Below are 15,514 nucleotides of genomic sequence, written 5' to 3'. Positions count from 1 at the left end.
ACAGCTCCGGGCAATAGAGGAAATGGCGACCGGGGCCCGGCGGACCGGGCGTCCGGCCCGGTGGCACCGCGGCTGCGCCCGCAGGCCGGAAATATCGGCGGCGTCCGCGTACAGCAGCTGGCCATCGTCGAACTCGCCGCGGCCCTGGTACTGGTGGGCCTGTCGATCCACCACCCGGTGGCGCTGAGCGTGACCGCGGTGCTGGCGGCCGTCCTGATCGTCTTCGCGCTGGGCCGCCGCCGGAAGGTCCCGCTGCCCGAGTGGATCACGACCGTGCGCGCCATGAAGCGCCGTGGCAAGGAAGGCGGTTCGGCCGCCGCCACCCAGGGCGTCGACCCCGCGTTCGCCCCGGTGGTGGAGTGCGATGCGGCGCTGCGGACCTACGAGTACCTGGACGCCGAGCAGCGCGCCGTCGGCTTCGTCGGCGACGGCACGTTCCTGACCGCCCTCGTGCAGGTGGACGCCCGCGACGAACCGCTGCGCCCGCAGCGCGGCAGCCACATGCTGCCGCTCGATGTGCTGCACACCGCGCTCGACGTCGAGGACATCCACCTCGAATCCGTGCAGTACGTCCAGTACACGCAGCCCGCGCCCGCCCCCCACCTGCCCGAGCAGGCCGTCGCGGCCCGCTCGTACGCACCGCTCCAGGCCCAGTCGCAGACTCCGGCCGTGCAGCTGACCTGGATCGCGCTCAAGCTCGACCCGGAACTGTGCGCGGAGGCGATCGAGGCGCGGGGCGGCGGGCTGGACGGCGCCAAGCGTTCGCTGCTGCGCGCCGCCGACCAGCTCGTCAGCCGGCTCACCGCCCACGGCCTGCGCGCGCGGGTGCTCGCCGAGCGGGAGGTCGTGGCCGCGATCGGCACGGCGGTGTGCGTCAGCCCGCGGGCCGCGAACGGCGCGATGGGACGGGACGGACGGGCGGCCCGCCGCACCCAGGAGACGACCCGCGCCTGGCGCTGCGACGACCGCTGGCACACCACCTACTGGATCGGCCGGTGGCCCCAACTCGGCGCGGGCGGCGCTCCGCTGGCCGCCGTCACCCAGCTACTGACCAGCACGGCGGCGATGGCCAGCACCTTCGCGCTGACCGCCTCGCACGGCGGCGGCCGCGCGCCGGCCATCTCGGGCTACGTCCGGCTGTCCGCCCGCAGCGGGGACGAACTCACCGCTGTCCGGGCCGAGTTGGAGCGCCGGTCCGGTTCGTCGAAGATCGGGCTCGTCCGGCTCGACCGCGAGCAGCTGCCCGGCCTCCTGGCCACGCTTCCCCTCGGAGGTACCCGCTGATGGCCTCTCCCACCTATCAGCCCCGCGTGAACGCCGGCAGCGACGGCTGGCGCAATCCCCCCATCGGGGGCCAGGGCACCGGCGGCGGCCGGCGGCTGTCGCACCAGCCGCGGGCGGACGAGCAGCAGTCGGCCCCGGCCGGGCCGCGCCCGAAGCCCGGTTTCGGCCTGCGTGGCCCCCGGCGCAGCCCGCACGTCCTGACGCCCGAGTCGCTCGGTGCGCTGACCCTGCCGGTCGGCGACGACGGCGTGATCATCGGTATCGACCCGCAGAACCAGCCCGCGGTGCTGAGCCTGCTGCGCTCCACACCGCTGGAGATCGTGCTGGTCGGGAGCGTGTGGATGGCGCAGGTGCTGGCGCTGCGCACCGTCGCCACCGGCGCCCGGGTCGCGGTGGAGACCGCGCGGCCGCCGGCCTGGGCGCAGATGGCGCAGGCCGCGGGCGGCGGGCAGCAGTGTGTGTCGGTCCACGAGGTGCGGCAGATAGCGCCGCAGGGCCCTTCGGTCTCCAGCCCGGTGCTGGTCGTCCGGGACATGGGCGCACGGCCGCCGCGCAATCAGCTCGCCCCGAGCCCCTGGCAGTCGGTGCTGACCGTGCTGCCGTTCCTCGGCCCGCGGTCGCCGCAGATGCTCGGCCGCGCCGATCTGGTCGGTCTCCAGCGGCTCTCACCGGAGGAGGCCGAAGTGGTGACGCGCGTCATGCGGCTGCCGGAACAGGTCGGCGGGGTGCTGCCGACGCTCAGCGACAACGCCATGCTCTGGTGCTCGCGGGACGGCCATCAGTTCGTCATGACCCAGCCCACCGACGCGGAGACCGGCCTGCTCGGCGGCCCGCGCCGGATGGACTGACACCGGCCGGGGCCGACACCGATCCGGGCTGACCTCGTCGGGGCCGGGCCGCGCACACGGACGTACGGGCCTGACACACCGCCATGCCGTACGGGCACGGGTACCGGTACGGGACAGGTACGGGCGGGACGCACGGGGACGGCCTGCTGACGCGGCCTACGGGCGCATCCTCGGATGCGCCCGTAGGCGTACCGGCGGGGCTTGATGACAACATGACAGCGACTGCCGCTCCGGGCCGACTCTTGATTAGGCTGTACGGACAGCCACCGGAGCACATCGGACGGCAGCCGATACGGGGACGGAGAAAGTTAGTGTTGGCGCAACCCCGGGTGGTGTGTTCCGACTTCCGCCACATCCGATCGATCCGCCTGTATCCGGTCCTGCCGTTCAGGTGCGTTGCCGTACACCAGGAGGCACAGTGAAAGAGCAGGAGGCTTTCCGTCCGGACGGGAACGATCCTGACGACGACCAGTCCGAGTTCGACCTGACCGGTGAGTTCAAGATCGATTTTGCCGCTCCGGCCTGGTACGCGAGCAACGACACCAGCGGAGGCGGGGCGGGTGCCCCGGCCTCCCCCACGCCTCCTCCTGCGTCTTCACCCGCCACCCCGCCCGGGGGCACACCGCCGGGTGGGACCACTCCCCCGCCGCCGACGGGCCTGCCGTTGCCGGTACAGGGCGTCCCGCCGGGCACGCCCGGTCCGGCCACGCCCGCCGCGGTGACCCCGCCGCCCGGGTTCCCCACGCTGCGGCCCGCCGGCGCCACCGGCGATGCGCCGGGCGCACCGGTGACCGCGGACGCCGGCACGCCCGCCGGGGCCGAGTCCGGGCCCCGGCCCGCCCCCGGGTCCGGCAATGTGCGCACAGGCAGTGGCGTCGACCCGTCGGCTGCTCTCTGGGATGACGACGAGCCGGAGACGGCGACGACCGCCGAGCCGGACACCACGGCCCCTGCCGCACCCGCGCCGCAGCCGACGGCCGCCGCCGATTCCCCCGCGGAGGGCTGGACTCCGGCCGCCGCCGCGCCCGCCCCCACACCCTCGGCGCCCGAGCCCACCGCGCCGGCCGCCGAGGGGGCCGAGCCGCCCGCACAGGACCGGCCGCAGCCGCCGCAGGACGCACCGCCCGCCCAGGACGCGCCACCGCAGGGCTTTCCGCAGCAGGGCATTCCGCAGCAGAGCGCGCCACCGCAGGGCGTTCCTCAGGACGGCTCTCCTCAGGAGGGCGTTCCCCAAGAGGGTGCGCCGCCCCACGGCGTTCCGCAGCGGGGAGCCCCCTGGGCCGCCGCCGCGGACCCGCAGGGTGCGGCACCGCAAGGCGTCCCCGCGCAGGGTGTGCCCGCAGCGGGCCCGCTGCCGCCGCTGCCGCCGGAGTTCCAGCCGGCGGACCCGCGACTGGCCCAGGGTCAGATCCCGGGTCAGGTCCCGGTCCAGGGCGGACCGCCCGCGCAGCAGTACGGACAGCCGCAGGGCCTGCCGCCGCAGGCGCCGTTCGCCCCTCCACAGGCGCCGCAGCACCCGCAGGCCGGGTATCCGCAGGGCCTGCCCCCGCAGGTACCGCCGCAGCAGAGCGGCTACCCGCAGCAGCAGCCGGGATACGGCTATCCGCAGCCCGCGTACGGCTACCCCCAGCAGGGGCCGTCGCAGCAGCCGCCGTACGACCCCGGCCCGCCCGCGCAGCAGTCCGGTTACGGCTATCCGCAGACCGGCGCCCAGGGGTACCCGCAGCAGCCTCCGCAGGGTCAGCAGCCCCAGCAGCCTCACCCGCTCCAGGGCCAGTACCCCGGTTACGACCAGCAGCAGGCGGCCTACCAGGCCCAGCAGGCTCAACAGGCTCAACAGGCCCAGCAGGCCCAGCAGGCTCAACAAGCGGCCCAGGCCCAGCAGGCACACGCAGCGGAACAGGCCCAGCAAGCCCAGCAGTTTCCGCAGGCCGCGCACCAGCCGCTCCCCGGGCAGCAGTTCGGCGGCCCGAACGCGGCGGCGAACTACGTGTCGTACTCGCAGCCGGGCCAGCAGCAGCCGCAGCAGCGGGCCGCTCCCGGCGCGCCGCTCGGCTACAGCGCCGCCGTCGAGCTGACCTCCGACCGGCTGCTGCGCAATCAGCCCAAGAAGAAGAAGCCGGGTGCCAACGCCCAGCCGTCGCGGTTCAAGCTCGGGGCGAAGAAGGAGGAGATGGAGCGCCAGCGCAAGCTGGAACTCATCCGGACTCCGGTGCTCTCCTGCTACCGGATCGCGGTGATCAGCCTCAAGGGCGGCGTCGGCAAGACCACGACGACCACGGCGCTGGGCTCGACGCTCGCATCCGAGCGGCAGGACAAGATCCTGGCGATCGACGCGAACCCGGACGCCGGCACCCTCGGCCGCCGGGTGCGCCGCGAGACCGGTGCGACGATCCGTGACCTGGTGCACGCGATCCCGCATCTGCACAGCTACATGGACATCCGCCGGTTCACCTCCCAGGCCCCCTCCGGCCTGGAGATCCTCGCCAACGACGTGGACCCCGCGGTGTCCACGACCTTCAACGACGAGGACTACCGGCGGGCGATCGACGTCCTCGGCAAGCAGTACCCGATCATCCTCACCGACTCGGGCACCGGACTCCTCTACAGCGCGATGCGCGGCGTCCTCGACCTCGCCGACCAGCTGATCATCATCTCCACCCCGTCCGTGGACGGTGCGAGCAGCGCCAGCACCACCCTGGACTGGCTCTCCGCGCACGGCTACGCCGACCTGGTACAGCGCGGTATCACGGTCATCTCCGGGGTCCGCGAGACCGGCAAGATGATCAAGATCGACGACATCGTGTCGCACTTCGAGACGCGCTGCCGCGGTGTGGTCGTCGTCCCCTTCGACGAGCATCTCGCCGCCGGTGCCGAGGTCGACCTCGACATGATGCGGCCCAAGACCCGCGAGGCGTATTTCCAGCTCTCGGCCCTGGTGGCCGAGGACTTCACGCGGGTGCAGCAGGCGCCGGGCGGCTGGTCGGACCCCAACGCCCCGCAGCAGATGGCGCCGCCGATGGCCGGTGACCCGTACGCGCAGCAGCAGTACCCGCAGCAGGGCCACCAGGGCCCGCCGCCGCAGCAGGGTCAGCCGCCGGCCGGCTACCCGCCGCAGCAGGGCGGCTGGACCGCCCCGCCGCCCGCCCAGCCGCCGGCCCACTGGCAGCAGCCCGGCCCGGAGGGGCCGGTCCACCCCGAGCAGCCCGGGTTCCAGCCGGGCTGGCAGCAGCCGCCACCTCAGTGAGGACGGCGCGGCGGGGACAGCACAAGGGGGCGGGGTCCGGCACATCGGTGCCGGACCCCGCCCCCTTGTCAGGTGTCAACTCCCGTGCGGCCACGGGCGCGTACGCGATGGACCGCGCAGTCAGTCCGCCGACGCCGCCGCGGCGATCAGCCCCCGGGCCTGCTTCACATCGATCGCCATCCGCTCCAGCAGGGCGTCGAGCGTGTCGAACTTCTCCTGGCCCCGGATGTACGCGAGGAAGTCCACGGCGACGTGCAGGCCGTACAGGTCCAGACCGACCCGGTCGATGGCGTACGCCTCGACCGTGCGGGTCTTCCCGTCGAACTGCGGATTGGTGCCGACCGAGATGGCCGCCGGCATCGCCTCGCCCTCGACGTGCAGCAGCCCCGCGTACACACCGTCGGCCGGGATCGCGGTGTGCGGCAGGGTCTCCACGTTGGCCGTCGGGAAGCCCATTTCGCGGCCGCGCTGCGCACCGCGTACGACCACACCCTCCACCCGGTGCGGGCGCCCCAGGACCTCCATCGCACCGGCCACGTCGCCGTCCGCGACCAGCCGCCGGGTGAGCGTGGAGGAGAACGGCTCGCCGCCGCCCGCCGCCCCGCGTTCGTAGAGGTCGATGACCTCCACGGTGTAGTCGTAGGTGGCGCCGAGCTCGGCGAGCGTGGCGACATTGCCGCTCGCCTTGTGCCCGAAACGGAAGTTGGGTCCTTCGACGACGACCCGCGCATGCAACTTGTCGACCAGTACCTTGGCCACGAAGTCGGCCGGCGCCAGCTGCGAGAACTCCTTGGTGAACGGAAGGACGAGCACGGCGTCCACGCCCAGCCCGGCCATCAGCTCGGCCCGCCGGTGGTGCGGCGCGAGCAGCGGCGGATGGGTGCCGGGGCGTACGACCTCGCTCGGGTGCGGGTCGAAGGTGACGACCACCGCGGGGATGCCCAGTTCGCGGGCGCGTGCCACCGCCTTGCCGATGATCAATTGGTGGCCGCGGTGCACACCGTCGTACGAGCCGATGGTGACGACGCTGCGTCCCCAGCCCTCGGGGATGTCCTCCAAGCCACGCCAGCGCTGCACTGTGCCCGCTCCTCGCCCGATCACTTGTCCGTCCACTGCGCCAATTCGGCATGACGCAGGTCTAAGACTGCCATGCCGGGGAGGGAGCTTCGCGCGAAGGGTGGCCTCGCTCCCGTGGGACGGGACATCCGCGGGGGCGGACGGGCGCTCCGGCCGCCCGCCACGGCCCTCCGGCCGCGGCTCCCGGGTGCCCGGCCGGGCCCGGAACGACGAGGGCCGGGTCCCGGGCGAAACCTCGCCCCGGACCCGGCCACCCCCATCCGCCCCGGCCGTCGCACCGGTCACCCGGCGGCCGGCCCGTTCCCACGGGCACCGTGCGCACGGGCACCGCTCAGACGAACACCGCCAGGCTCTTGGCCTTCCCGCCCTGGTTCTCCACCAGCGCCAGGAACGTCCCGTCCGGCCCGAACACCGCGACCGGTCCGCCCACCCGTCCCCCGGTGCCGCCGCCGGCACCGTCAGCGCTGTCAGTACCGTTAGTACCGTCAGCGCTGTCAGTACCGTCGAACAACGGCATGGCGATCCGCACGCCGTTGGCCAGCAGCCGCGCCTGCGCCTGGGTGACGTCCCAGCGGACGAACGCCGCGGCGGCCGCGTCACCGATCGGCATGACCGGCAGCCCTGTACCGCCGGCGCCCTCGGCGCCCGCGCCGCCGTCCACCGCGGCCTGGAGCTGTTCGAGGGTGCGCGCCCGGTCCAGCTTGTACGGGCCGACCCGGGTGCGCCGCAGGGCGGTCAGATGGCCGCCGACGCCGAGCCCCTCGCCCAGGTCACGGGCGAGGGCGCGGATGTACGTCCCGGACGAGCACTCGACGGAGACCAGCAGATCGGTCACCGGGGTGCCGTCCTCCGCCTCCGTCTCGTGCGCGGAGTGCAGCACGAACGAGGAGACGGTGACCGGGCGGGCCGGGATCTCGACCTCCTCGCCGTCGCGGACCCGCGAGTACGACCGCTTGCCGTCGATCTTGATGGCGCTGACCTTCGACGGGATCTGCATGATCGCGCCGGACAGTCCGGCGATCCCCGCGTCGATGTCCTCGCGCGCGATGCCGTGCGCCGCCTTCGACGCGGTGATCTCGCCCTCGGCGTCATCGGTGATGGTCGTCTGGCCGAGCCGGATCGTGCCGACGTACTCCTTCTCCGTCAGCGCGAGATGGCCGAGCAGCTTGGTGGCCCGCTCGATGCCCAGGACGAGCACACCGGTCGCCATCGGGTCCAGGGTGCCGGCATGGCCGACCCGGCGGGTGCGGGCCATCCCGCGCATCTTCGCCACGACGTCGTGCGAGGTGAAGCCGGCCGGTTTGTCGACGATCACCAGACCGTCCGGCGCCGCGTCCTTCGCACCGCTCGGCTCCACGCGCTTGCTGCCGTTCCCGCCGCGCCGCTGCCCCGGGCTCTTCCGCCGCCCGGTCCCGCCACCGGCCACCGCCGGGACGGGCACCGTGCTGTCGCCACCGGCGGGCGCCGCGGCCCGCTCGCTGGTGTGCTCATGCTTCATTCTGCGGCTGCGCCCTCGTCGTCCTCGCCCGGCTTGCGGTACGGGTCGGCCTCACCGGCGTACGCGGCGCCCGAGGACACCTCGCGCACCTTGGCGTCCGAGGCCCGTGCCTTGTCGAGCAGGTCCTCGATCGTCTTGGCGTTCTCCGGCAGCGCGTCCGCCACGAAGGCCAGGGTCGGCGTGAACTTCGTGCCCGCCGCCGCCCCGACCGCCGACCGCAGGACGCCCTTGGCGCTCTCCAGCCCGGCGGCCGCGCTGGCCCGCTCCTCGTCGTCGCCGTAGACCGTGTAGAAGACCGTCGCCTCCCGCAGGTCGCCGGTGACCCGGGTGTCCGTGATGGTCACGTGCGTGCCGAGCCGCGGGTCCTTGACGCCACGCTGCAACTTCTGGGCGACCACCTCCCGGATGAGGTCCGCCAGCTTCTTCGCCCGCGCATTGTCGGCCACTGGTCCGTCTCCTTCTTGTCTTCCACAATTGTGCTTCCACAAGCGACGGATCGCCTGGTGTTCCTGGTCAGTCGTCGTCGCCGTGCAGCCGCCGCCGTACCGACAGCAGCTCCACCTCGGGCCGTGCGGCGACCAGGCGCTCGCAGCGGTCCATGACGTCGGTGAGATGTCCCGTGTCTCCGGAGACCACCGCCAGGCCGATCGTGGCCCGGCGGTGCAGATCCTGGTCCCCGACCTCCGCGACGCTCACCGCGTACTTGCGGTGCAGCTCGGCGACGATCGGCCGGATGACGGAACGCTTCTCCTTCAGCGACCGTATGTCGCCGAGAAGCAGGTCAAAGGAGAGTGTCCCTACATACATGCAAGACGGGTCAAGCCACCCGTGGGGCCCTGGGGTCACCGCCCAGCGGTAGCTGGGGGTGTACGAGTCCTATGAACGGTACACGCAACGGCCGGGGCCGATCGACGGAAATATCCCTCCGCCGACCGGCCCCGGTAGTCCGCCCGTCACCCGGCCACCGTCTCCGGTGGACCGGGCTCCGGACGGGCTGTTGCCCGCACGCGATCAGCCGCGCGGCTTCTCGCGCATCTCGTACGTCGCGATGACGTCGTCGATCTTGATGTCGTTGAAGTTTCCGAGGTTGATACCGCCCTCGAAGCCTTCGCGGATCTCGGTGACGTCGTCCTTGAAGCGGCGCAGACCCTGGATGTTGAGGTCCTCCGCCACGACCTTGCCGTCGCGGATGAGGCGCGCCTTGGTGTTGCGCTTGACCTCGCCGGAGCGGATGAGCACACCGGCGATGTTGCCGAGCTTGGACGAGCGGAAGATCTCGCGGATCTCGGCCGTACCGAGCTCGACCTCCTCGTACTCCGGCTTGAGCATGCCCTTGAGGGCCGCCTCGATCTCCTCGATCGCCTGGTAGATGACCGAGTAGTACCGGACGTCGACGCCCTCGCGGTCGGCCATCTGCGTGGCACGGCCTTCGGCGCGCACGTTGAAGCCGATGACGATCGCGTCGGAGCCGGACGCCAGGTTGATGTCGGACTCCGTGACCGCACCGACGCCGCGGTGCAGCACCCGGATGTCGACCTCTTCGCCGACGTCGAGCTGGAGCAGCGAGGACTCCAGCGCCTCCACCGAACCGGACGCGTCGCCCTTGATGATGAGGTTGAGCTGCTGAACCTCGCCCGCCTTGAGCACCTTGTCGAGGTCCTCCAGGGACACCCGGCGGGTGCGCTTGGCGAACGCGGCGTTGCGCTCGCGCGCCGCGCGCTTCTCGGCGATCTGACGGGCCGTACGGTCCTCGTCGACCACCAGGAAGTTGTCGCCGGCGCCCGGGACGTTGGTCAGACCCAGGACCAGGACGGGGGTCGAGGGACCCGCTTCCTCGATGTTGTTGCCCTTGTCGTCGAGCATCGCCCGGACACGGCCGTACGCGTCGCCGACGACCATCGTCTCGCCGACCCGCAGCGTGCCGCGCTGGACCAGGACCGTCGCCACGGCGCCGCGGCCACGGTCGAGGTGAGCCTCGATCGCGATGCCCTGCGCGTCCTGCTCCGCGTTGGCGCGCAGGTCGAGCGAGGCGTCCGCGGTCAGGACCACGGCCTCCAGCAGCTCGTCGATGTGCAGGCCCTCGCGGGCGGAGATGTCGACGAACATGGTGTCGCCGCCGTACTCCTCGGCCACCAGACCGAACTCGGTGAGCTGGCCGCGCACCTTGGTCGGGTCGGCGCCCTCGACGTCGATCTTGTTGACCGCGACCACGATCGGCACATCGGCCGCCTTGGCGTGGTTGAGCGCCTCGATCGTCTGCGGCATGACGCCGTCGTTGGCCGCCACCACGAGGATCGCGATGTCGGTCGACTTGGCACCACGGGCACGCATGGCGGTGAACGCCTCGTGACCGGGGGTGTCGATGAAGGTGATCCGGCGCTCTTCGTCGTTGACCTCGGTCGCGACCTGGTAGGCACCGATGTGCTGGGTGATGCCGCCGGCCTCGCCCGCGATGACGTTCGTCTTGCGGATCGCGTCCAGCAGACGCGTCTTACCGTGGTCGACGTGACCCATGACGGTCACCACCGGCGGACGCGCGACGAGCATCTCCTCGCCGCCCTCGTTCTCGCCGAAGTCGATGTCGAAGGACTCCAGGAGCTCGCGGTCCTCCTCCTCCGGGCTGACGATCTCGACGACGTAGTTCATCTCGTCGGCGAGCAGCTGGAGGGTCTCGTCGGAGACCGACTGGGTCGCGGTGACCATCTCTCCCAGGTTCAGCATGACCTGGACGAGCGACGCCGGGTTGGCGTTGATCTTCTCGGCGAAGTCCGTCAGCGAGGCACCGCGCGACAGACGAACCGTCGCACCGTTGCCGCGCGGCAGCATGATGCCGCCCACCGACGGGGCCTGCATGGCCTCGTACTCCTGGCGCCTCTGCCGCTTCGACTTGCGGCCACGCCGCGCCGGACCGCCGGGACGGCCGAACGCACCCTGTGTGCCACCACGGCCACCGGGGCCGCCGGGACGGCCCGCGAAGCCGGGACGACCGCCGAAGCCGCCGCCACCACCGGGGGCGCCACCGCCACCGGGACGACCGGCGAAACCGCCGCCGCCACCCGGACGACCGCCGCCGCCACCACCGGGACGGCCGGCGAAGCCGCCACCGCCGCCGGGACGACCGCCGCCGCCACCGGGACGACCGGCACCACCGGGACCGCGACCGCCGCCACCGGGGCCGGGACGCGGGCCGGCAGCCGGACGCTGCGGCATCATGCCCGGGTTCGGACGGTTACCGCCGCCGGGGCGCGGCGCGCCACCGGGAGCGCCGCCCTGCGGACGGGGCATACCGCCCGGAGTCGGACGGGCGCCGCCCTGGCCCTGGGGACGCGGGGCGCCACCCTGGCCTGCGCCCTGCGGACGCGGGCCGCCGGGGCCACCCTGGCCGCCGGGACGCGGGGCGCCACCGGGACGAGGTGCCTGCGGGCGGGCCATACCTGTGGAGCCACCCGAGGTGAAGGGGTTGTTGCCCGGACGCGGACCCGACGGACGGGCACCGCCCGGACGGCCGCCCTGGCGGTCGCCGCCGGGACGCGGCGCGTTGCCGCGGCCCTGTGCGGGCGCCGGACGGGCCGGACGCGGGCCGGGGGTGGCGCCGGAACGGGGCGCCGACGGGCCGGCGGGAGCCGCCGGCGCGGACGGCGGAGCCTGGAACTCGGGCTGCGCGGGGGCGGCCGGAGCGGGCTTGGGTGCGGCCGCCTTCGGGGCGGGCGCGGGGCGCGGACCCGGCGTCGGGCCGGCCGCGGGGGTGCTCTTGGGGGCCACCGGGGCCTCGGGGGCCGCAGGGGTCACCGGGGCCGGGGCCACGGGGGCCGCCGGAGCCGGTGCAGGTGCCGGTGCCGCGGGGCCCGGCTTGGGGGCGCCCGGCTTCGGAGCAGCCGGACGTGCCGCCTGCGCCGGGGAGCCGGACGGGGACGGCTTCGCGGGGGCCGCCTTGCGCGGCGCCGCGGGCTTGCCGGCGGCGCGGCCGCCGCCACTGCCTGCCTGGAAAGCATCGGTCAGCTTGCGAACAACCGGCGCCTCGATCGTCGAGGACGCCGAACGGACGAATTCACCAAGCTCTTGGAGCTTGGCCATGACGACCTTGCTCTCCACGCCGAACTCCTTGGCGAGTTCGTATACCCGGACCTTAGCCACTTCGCTCCTTCTAGGTCCGGGTTGTCCACCGGACCGTCGCTACTTCATGGGCGTACTCATCGCGTACTCATCGAGTGCTCATCGCAATCTCGACCTACTTCCGACTCGCGAGGTACCTGACCGCACGGTTTTCCGTGCGCTGTGCGTTTCGTGCTGTGCCTTGGTGCAGTTGCGGCTGCTCAGCGACCGCCCCGCTCGATGGACCGACGCAGTTCCGTCGTGTCGAACGGTCCCCGGCCCCGGAAGGCCCGGGGGAACGCCCGGCGGCGGACCGCCAGGTCGAGACAGGCCAGTGTGGGATGCACATGAGCACCCCGGCCGGGCAGCGTACCGCGAGGATCGGGGGCACACTCACCCTCGATCATCACGATCCGCAGCAGATCGCTCTTGGCCGCTCGCTCCCGGCACCCCACACAGGTGCGCTCAGGGCATGCGCGGGCATGCGTCCGACCAGACACTTCTTAAGTCTACCTCCCCGTGCCGGCCTCACCCCGATGGGGTAAGGACCGAACGGCTGCTCAGAATTCCCGGTCGACCGCCGCGGCACCACTTCTTTTCGGCGGGCCGCGGCGGAGCCGGCGGGTTCAGTCCTGCGGTGCCTGCTCGGTGTCCGGACGGATGTCGATCCGCCAGCCCGTGAGCCGGGCGGCGAGCCGGGCGTTCTGCCCTTCCTTGCCGATGGCCAGCGACAGCTGGTAGTCGGGGACGGTGACCCGGGCGGAGCGTGCCGCCAGGTCCACGATCTCGACCTTGCTGACCCGGGCCGGCGACAGCGCGTGGGCCACCAGCTCGGCCGGGTCGTCCGACCAGTCCACGATGTCGATCTTCTCGCCGTGCAGCTCGGCCATCACGGCGCGCACCCGGCCGCCCATCGGGCCGATGCAGGCACCCTTGGCGTTCAGGCCCGAGCGGGTGGACCGTACGGCGATCTTGGTGCGGTGACCGGCCTCGCGGGCGATGGCGGAGATCTCCACCGAGCCGTCCGCGATCTCCGGCACCTCCATGGCGAAGAGCTTCTTCACCAGGTTGGGGTGGGTGCGCGAGAGCGTCACGGACGGACCGCGGACGCCCTTGGCCACCCGGACCACGTACGTACGCAGCCGCGTGCCGTGCGTGTACTCCTCACCGGGGACCTGCTCCTGCACGGGCAGGATGGCCTCCAGCCGACCGATGTCGACCAGCACGTTCTTGGGGTCCTTGCCCTGCTGGACGAGACCGGTGACGACATCACCCTCGCGTCCGGCGTACTCGCCGAAGGTCATCTCGTCCTCGGCGTCCCGCAGCCGTTGCAGGATGACCTGCTTGGCGGTGGTCGCCGCGATCCGGCCGAAGCCCGACGGGGTGTCGTCGAACTCGCGGGGCTCGGCGCCCTCTTCCAGGTCTTCCGGGTCTTCCTTCGCCCACACCGTCACATGGCCGGTGTTGCGCTCCAGCTCCACCCGCGCCCGCCGGCGGCTGCCTTCGGTGCGGTGGTAGGCGATGAGGAGGGCCGACTCGATCGCCTCGACCAGCAGGTCGAACGAGATCTCCTTCTCCCGCACCAAACCCCGCAGGGCACTCATGTCGATGTCCACGGCTACGCCTCCTCCTGGTTCTCGTCGATCTTCTCTTCGTGTTGCGCGTCACGCTTGTCGGACTTGCGGTTGAACTCCAGCTCGACCCGCGCCTTGGCGATCTCGTCGAACGCGACCCGGCGGGTGGTCGGCTTGCGGCCCTTCACGCCCGGTACCTCAAGGTCCAGACCCGCGTCGTCGACAGCGGTGATCCGGGCGATCAGCTCGTCGCCCTCGTGGAGCCGGGCCTTGATGAGGCGGCCGACGGCGCGGCGGTAGTGCCGCAGCTCGGTCAGCGGCCGGTCGGCGCCCGGAGAGGTCACCTCAAGGGTGTACGGGGCGCCGCCCATCGCGTCGGAGTCGTCCAGGACCTGCGATGCCTCGCGGCTCAGCGCGGCGCAGTCGTCCAGCTGGACGCCCTCGTCGGAGTCGACCACGATCCTCAGCACTCGCCGCTTGCCCGCGGGGGTCACCTCGATCTCTTCCAGATCCAGGTCTCGCGCGGCGACGAGCGGTTCAAGCAATCCGCGCAGCCTCTCGCTCTGGGTGGTGCTCATCCGGGTGACTCCTCGGCCGCGTGTGCTGTTGTGGGAAAGTCGCGTGTCGGGTCAAAGCCTATCGGTACCGGCGGGGTACTGACGATTCGGTGAGCGGTCACGGCTACGCTCGCCTGCGGTGATCACTACGGAAGACCCCGGGAAGTGGAACGTGCCGAACCAGGCGCTCACGCGTAGAAGGACCCTGCTGGCCGGCACCGCCCTCGGGGGCGCGGCCCTGCTCGCGGGCTGCTCCGGGGAGCCGGAACGGGACCGTCCGGCGGACCCCTCCGCCGCCGACCGGCTGCGCGCGGGCGCCGCGCGCGACAGCACGGCGCTGCTGGCCCGCTACGACGCGACACTGGCCGCGCACCCGGTGCTGGCCGCGCGGCTGCGGCCGCTGCGCTCCGAAGTCGCCCGGCACGCCGAGGCGTTCGGCGACCGGCCCGGGACGCCCGCCCCCGGCGGTACGCCGTCCGGCGGTCCGGCCCGCGGCGCCGGGACGCCCGCTCCCGGCCCCGTGCGCACCGCCGCCCCGCCGGCCGGGGCCGCGGTGCCCCAGGACGAGAAGGCCGCGCGGTCGGCGCTCGCCGACGCGGAGCGGCGGCTCGCCGACACCCGGGCCAAGGCGCTGACCGCCGCGCCGCCGGAGCTGGCCCGGCTGCTCGCCTCGGTGGCGGCGGCCGGCGCGGCCCACGCGTATCTGCTGACGGCGGCCGAGGCGTGACGGCGGCGGGCAGCCCTCCGGGTGCGTACCGCGGCCGGGGACCGACCAGGGAAAGGGCGTAGCCACGAAATGACCGGGACAACCGGTGCCGAGGACCGCGGCGCGGAACTGACGGCCGTACAGGCGGCGCTGGCCGCCGAGCACGCCGCGGTGTACGGCTACGGCGTGGTCGGCGGCCGGATCGCCGCCGACCGCCGCAAGGAGGCGCAGACGGCGTACGACGCGCACCGCGCGCGCCGGGACGCGCTGCACCGTACGGTGCGCGACCTGGGCGGGCGGCCGCAGGCGGCGGCCGCCGCCTACGCGCTGCCCTTCCCGGTGCCGGACCCGGCCGCCGCGGTCCGGCTGGCCGCGGAGCTGGAGGACCGGCTGGCGGGCGTCTACGCGGACCTCGTACGGGCCGGTGGCGCGGCGCGGCGGGCCGAGGCGGCGGCCGCGCTCCGCGAGGCGGCGGTGCGGGCCGTGCGCTGGCGCGGCAGCGGCGTAGCCTTCCCCGGGCTCGCCGAGCGGGCCCCGGCCGGCGCCGCCGCCGGCGCACCGAGCGCCGCCGCGAACGCGCTCTGACCGACTGGCCGCCCCGCGGCCACCGCTTCCAGGAAAGGCACAGCTC

At 73.2% G+C, this 15,514-nt stretch carries 13 protein-coding genes; 5 read left to right on the top strand and 8 right to left on the bottom strand.

What is annotated here, in order from left to right:
- Window positions 1–60 precede the first annotated feature (60 nt).
- The 3 genes from eccE to ACLJWH_RS23720 all read left to right on the top strand — a co-directional run bounded on the left by eccE (window position 61) and on the right by ACLJWH_RS23720 (window position 5,379).
- On the top strand, window positions 61–1,284 hold the full coding sequence (gene eccE, locus ACLJWH_RS23730; protein ID WP_411143742.1) for a type VII secretion protein EccE: 1,224 nt from the start codon (window positions 61–63) through the stop codon (window positions 1,282–1,284).
- Complete coding sequence (locus tag ACLJWH_RS23725; RefSeq protein WP_411143741.1) at window positions 1,284–2,132, top strand: hypothetical protein; 849 nt, start codon at window positions 1,284–1,286, stop codon at window positions 2,130–2,132. The genes eccE and ACLJWH_RS23725 overlap by 1 nt, the downstream gene beginning before the upstream one ends.
- Window positions 2,133–2,550: 418 nt before the next feature.
- On the top strand, window positions 2,551–5,379 hold the full coding sequence (locus tag ACLJWH_RS23720; RefSeq protein ID WP_411143740.1) for an SCO5717 family growth-regulating ATPase: 2,829 nt from the start codon (window positions 2,551–2,553) through the stop codon (window positions 5,377–5,379).
- Window positions 5,380–5,499: 120 nt separating this feature from the next.
- Here ACLJWH_RS23720 and ACLJWH_RS23715 read toward each other — a convergent pair whose 3' ends face one another.
- From ACLJWH_RS23715 to rimP, 8 genes are all read right to left on the bottom strand, one after another.
- Window positions 5,500–6,456 carry a bifunctional riboflavin kinase/FAD synthetase gene (locus tag ACLJWH_RS23715; RefSeq protein WP_411143739.1) on the bottom strand — a complete coding sequence of 319 codons (957 nt, stop codon included), beginning with the start codon at window positions 6,454–6,456 and terminating at the stop codon, window positions 5,500–5,502.
- A gap of 331 nt (window positions 6,457–6,787) precedes the next feature.
- Window positions 6,788–7,954: a tRNA pseudouridine(55) synthase TruB gene (truB, locus tag ACLJWH_RS23710; protein ID WP_411143738.1), complete on the bottom strand. Its 1,167-nt coding sequence runs from the start codon at window positions 7,952–7,954 to the stop codon at window positions 6,788–6,790.
- Complete coding sequence (rbfA, locus tag ACLJWH_RS23705; RefSeq protein WP_381684168.1) at window positions 7,951–8,400, bottom strand: 30S ribosome-binding factor RbfA; 450 nt, start codon at window positions 8,398–8,400, stop codon at window positions 7,951–7,953. Before rbfA ends, truB begins: the two co-directional genes overlap by 4 nt.
- 67 nt (window positions 8,401–8,467) lie before the next feature.
- Complete coding sequence (locus tag ACLJWH_RS23700) at window positions 8,468–8,761, bottom strand: DUF503 domain-containing protein (protein WP_052861262.1); 294 nt, start codon at window positions 8,759–8,761, stop codon at window positions 8,468–8,470.
- A gap of 204 nt (window positions 8,762–8,965) precedes the next feature.
- Window positions 8,966–12,088 carry a translation initiation factor IF-2 gene (gene infB, locus ACLJWH_RS23695; RefSeq protein WP_411143737.1) on the bottom strand — a complete coding sequence of 1,041 codons (3,123 nt, stop codon included), beginning with the start codon at window positions 12,086–12,088 and terminating at the stop codon, window positions 8,966–8,968.
- Window positions 12,089–12,267: 179 nt separating this feature from the next.
- A complete protein-coding gene (locus ACLJWH_RS23690) occupies window positions 12,268–12,546 on the bottom strand; it encodes a YlxR family protein (RefSeq protein WP_411143736.1) in 279 nt (92 codons plus the stop codon).
- A gap of 126 nt (window positions 12,547–12,672) precedes the next feature.
- Window positions 12,673–13,662: a transcription termination factor NusA gene (gene nusA / locus ACLJWH_RS23685; protein ID WP_411143735.1), complete on the bottom strand. Its 990-nt coding sequence runs from the start codon at window positions 13,660–13,662 to the stop codon at window positions 12,673–12,675.
- 2 nt (window positions 13,663–13,664) lie between these two features.
- On the bottom strand, window positions 13,665–14,198 hold the full coding sequence (rimP, locus tag ACLJWH_RS23680) for a ribosome maturation factor RimP (RefSeq protein ID WP_411143734.1): 534 nt from the start codon (window positions 14,196–14,198) through the stop codon (window positions 13,665–13,667).
- A 118-nt stretch (window positions 14,199–14,316) separates the two neighbouring features.
- Between rimP and ACLJWH_RS23675 the strand changes: the two genes are divergently transcribed.
- Together ACLJWH_RS23675 and ACLJWH_RS23670 are read left to right on the top strand one after the other, a co-directional pair.
- Complete coding sequence (locus ACLJWH_RS23675) at window positions 14,317–14,904, top strand: hypothetical protein (RefSeq protein WP_411143733.1); 588 nt, start codon at window positions 14,317–14,319, stop codon at window positions 14,902–14,904.
- Window positions 14,905–14,973: 69 nt separating this feature from the next.
- The gene (locus ACLJWH_RS23670) at window positions 14,974–15,468 is read left to right on the top strand and encodes a ferritin-like domain-containing protein (RefSeq protein ID WP_411143732.1); all 495 of its coding nucleotides are present in this window, start codon (window positions 14,974–14,976) and stop codon (window positions 15,466–15,468) included.
- The last annotated feature ends 46 nt before the right edge of the window (window positions 15,469–15,514 follow it).

This window comes from Streptomyces sp. x-80, from assembly GCF_046549095.1.
GTDB lineage: Bacteria > Actinomycetota > Actinomycetes > Streptomycetales > Streptomycetaceae > Streptomyces > Streptomyces celluloflavus.
Note: the sequence above shows the minus strand (reverse complement) of the source record. Positions and strands in the feature narration are given on the sequence as shown.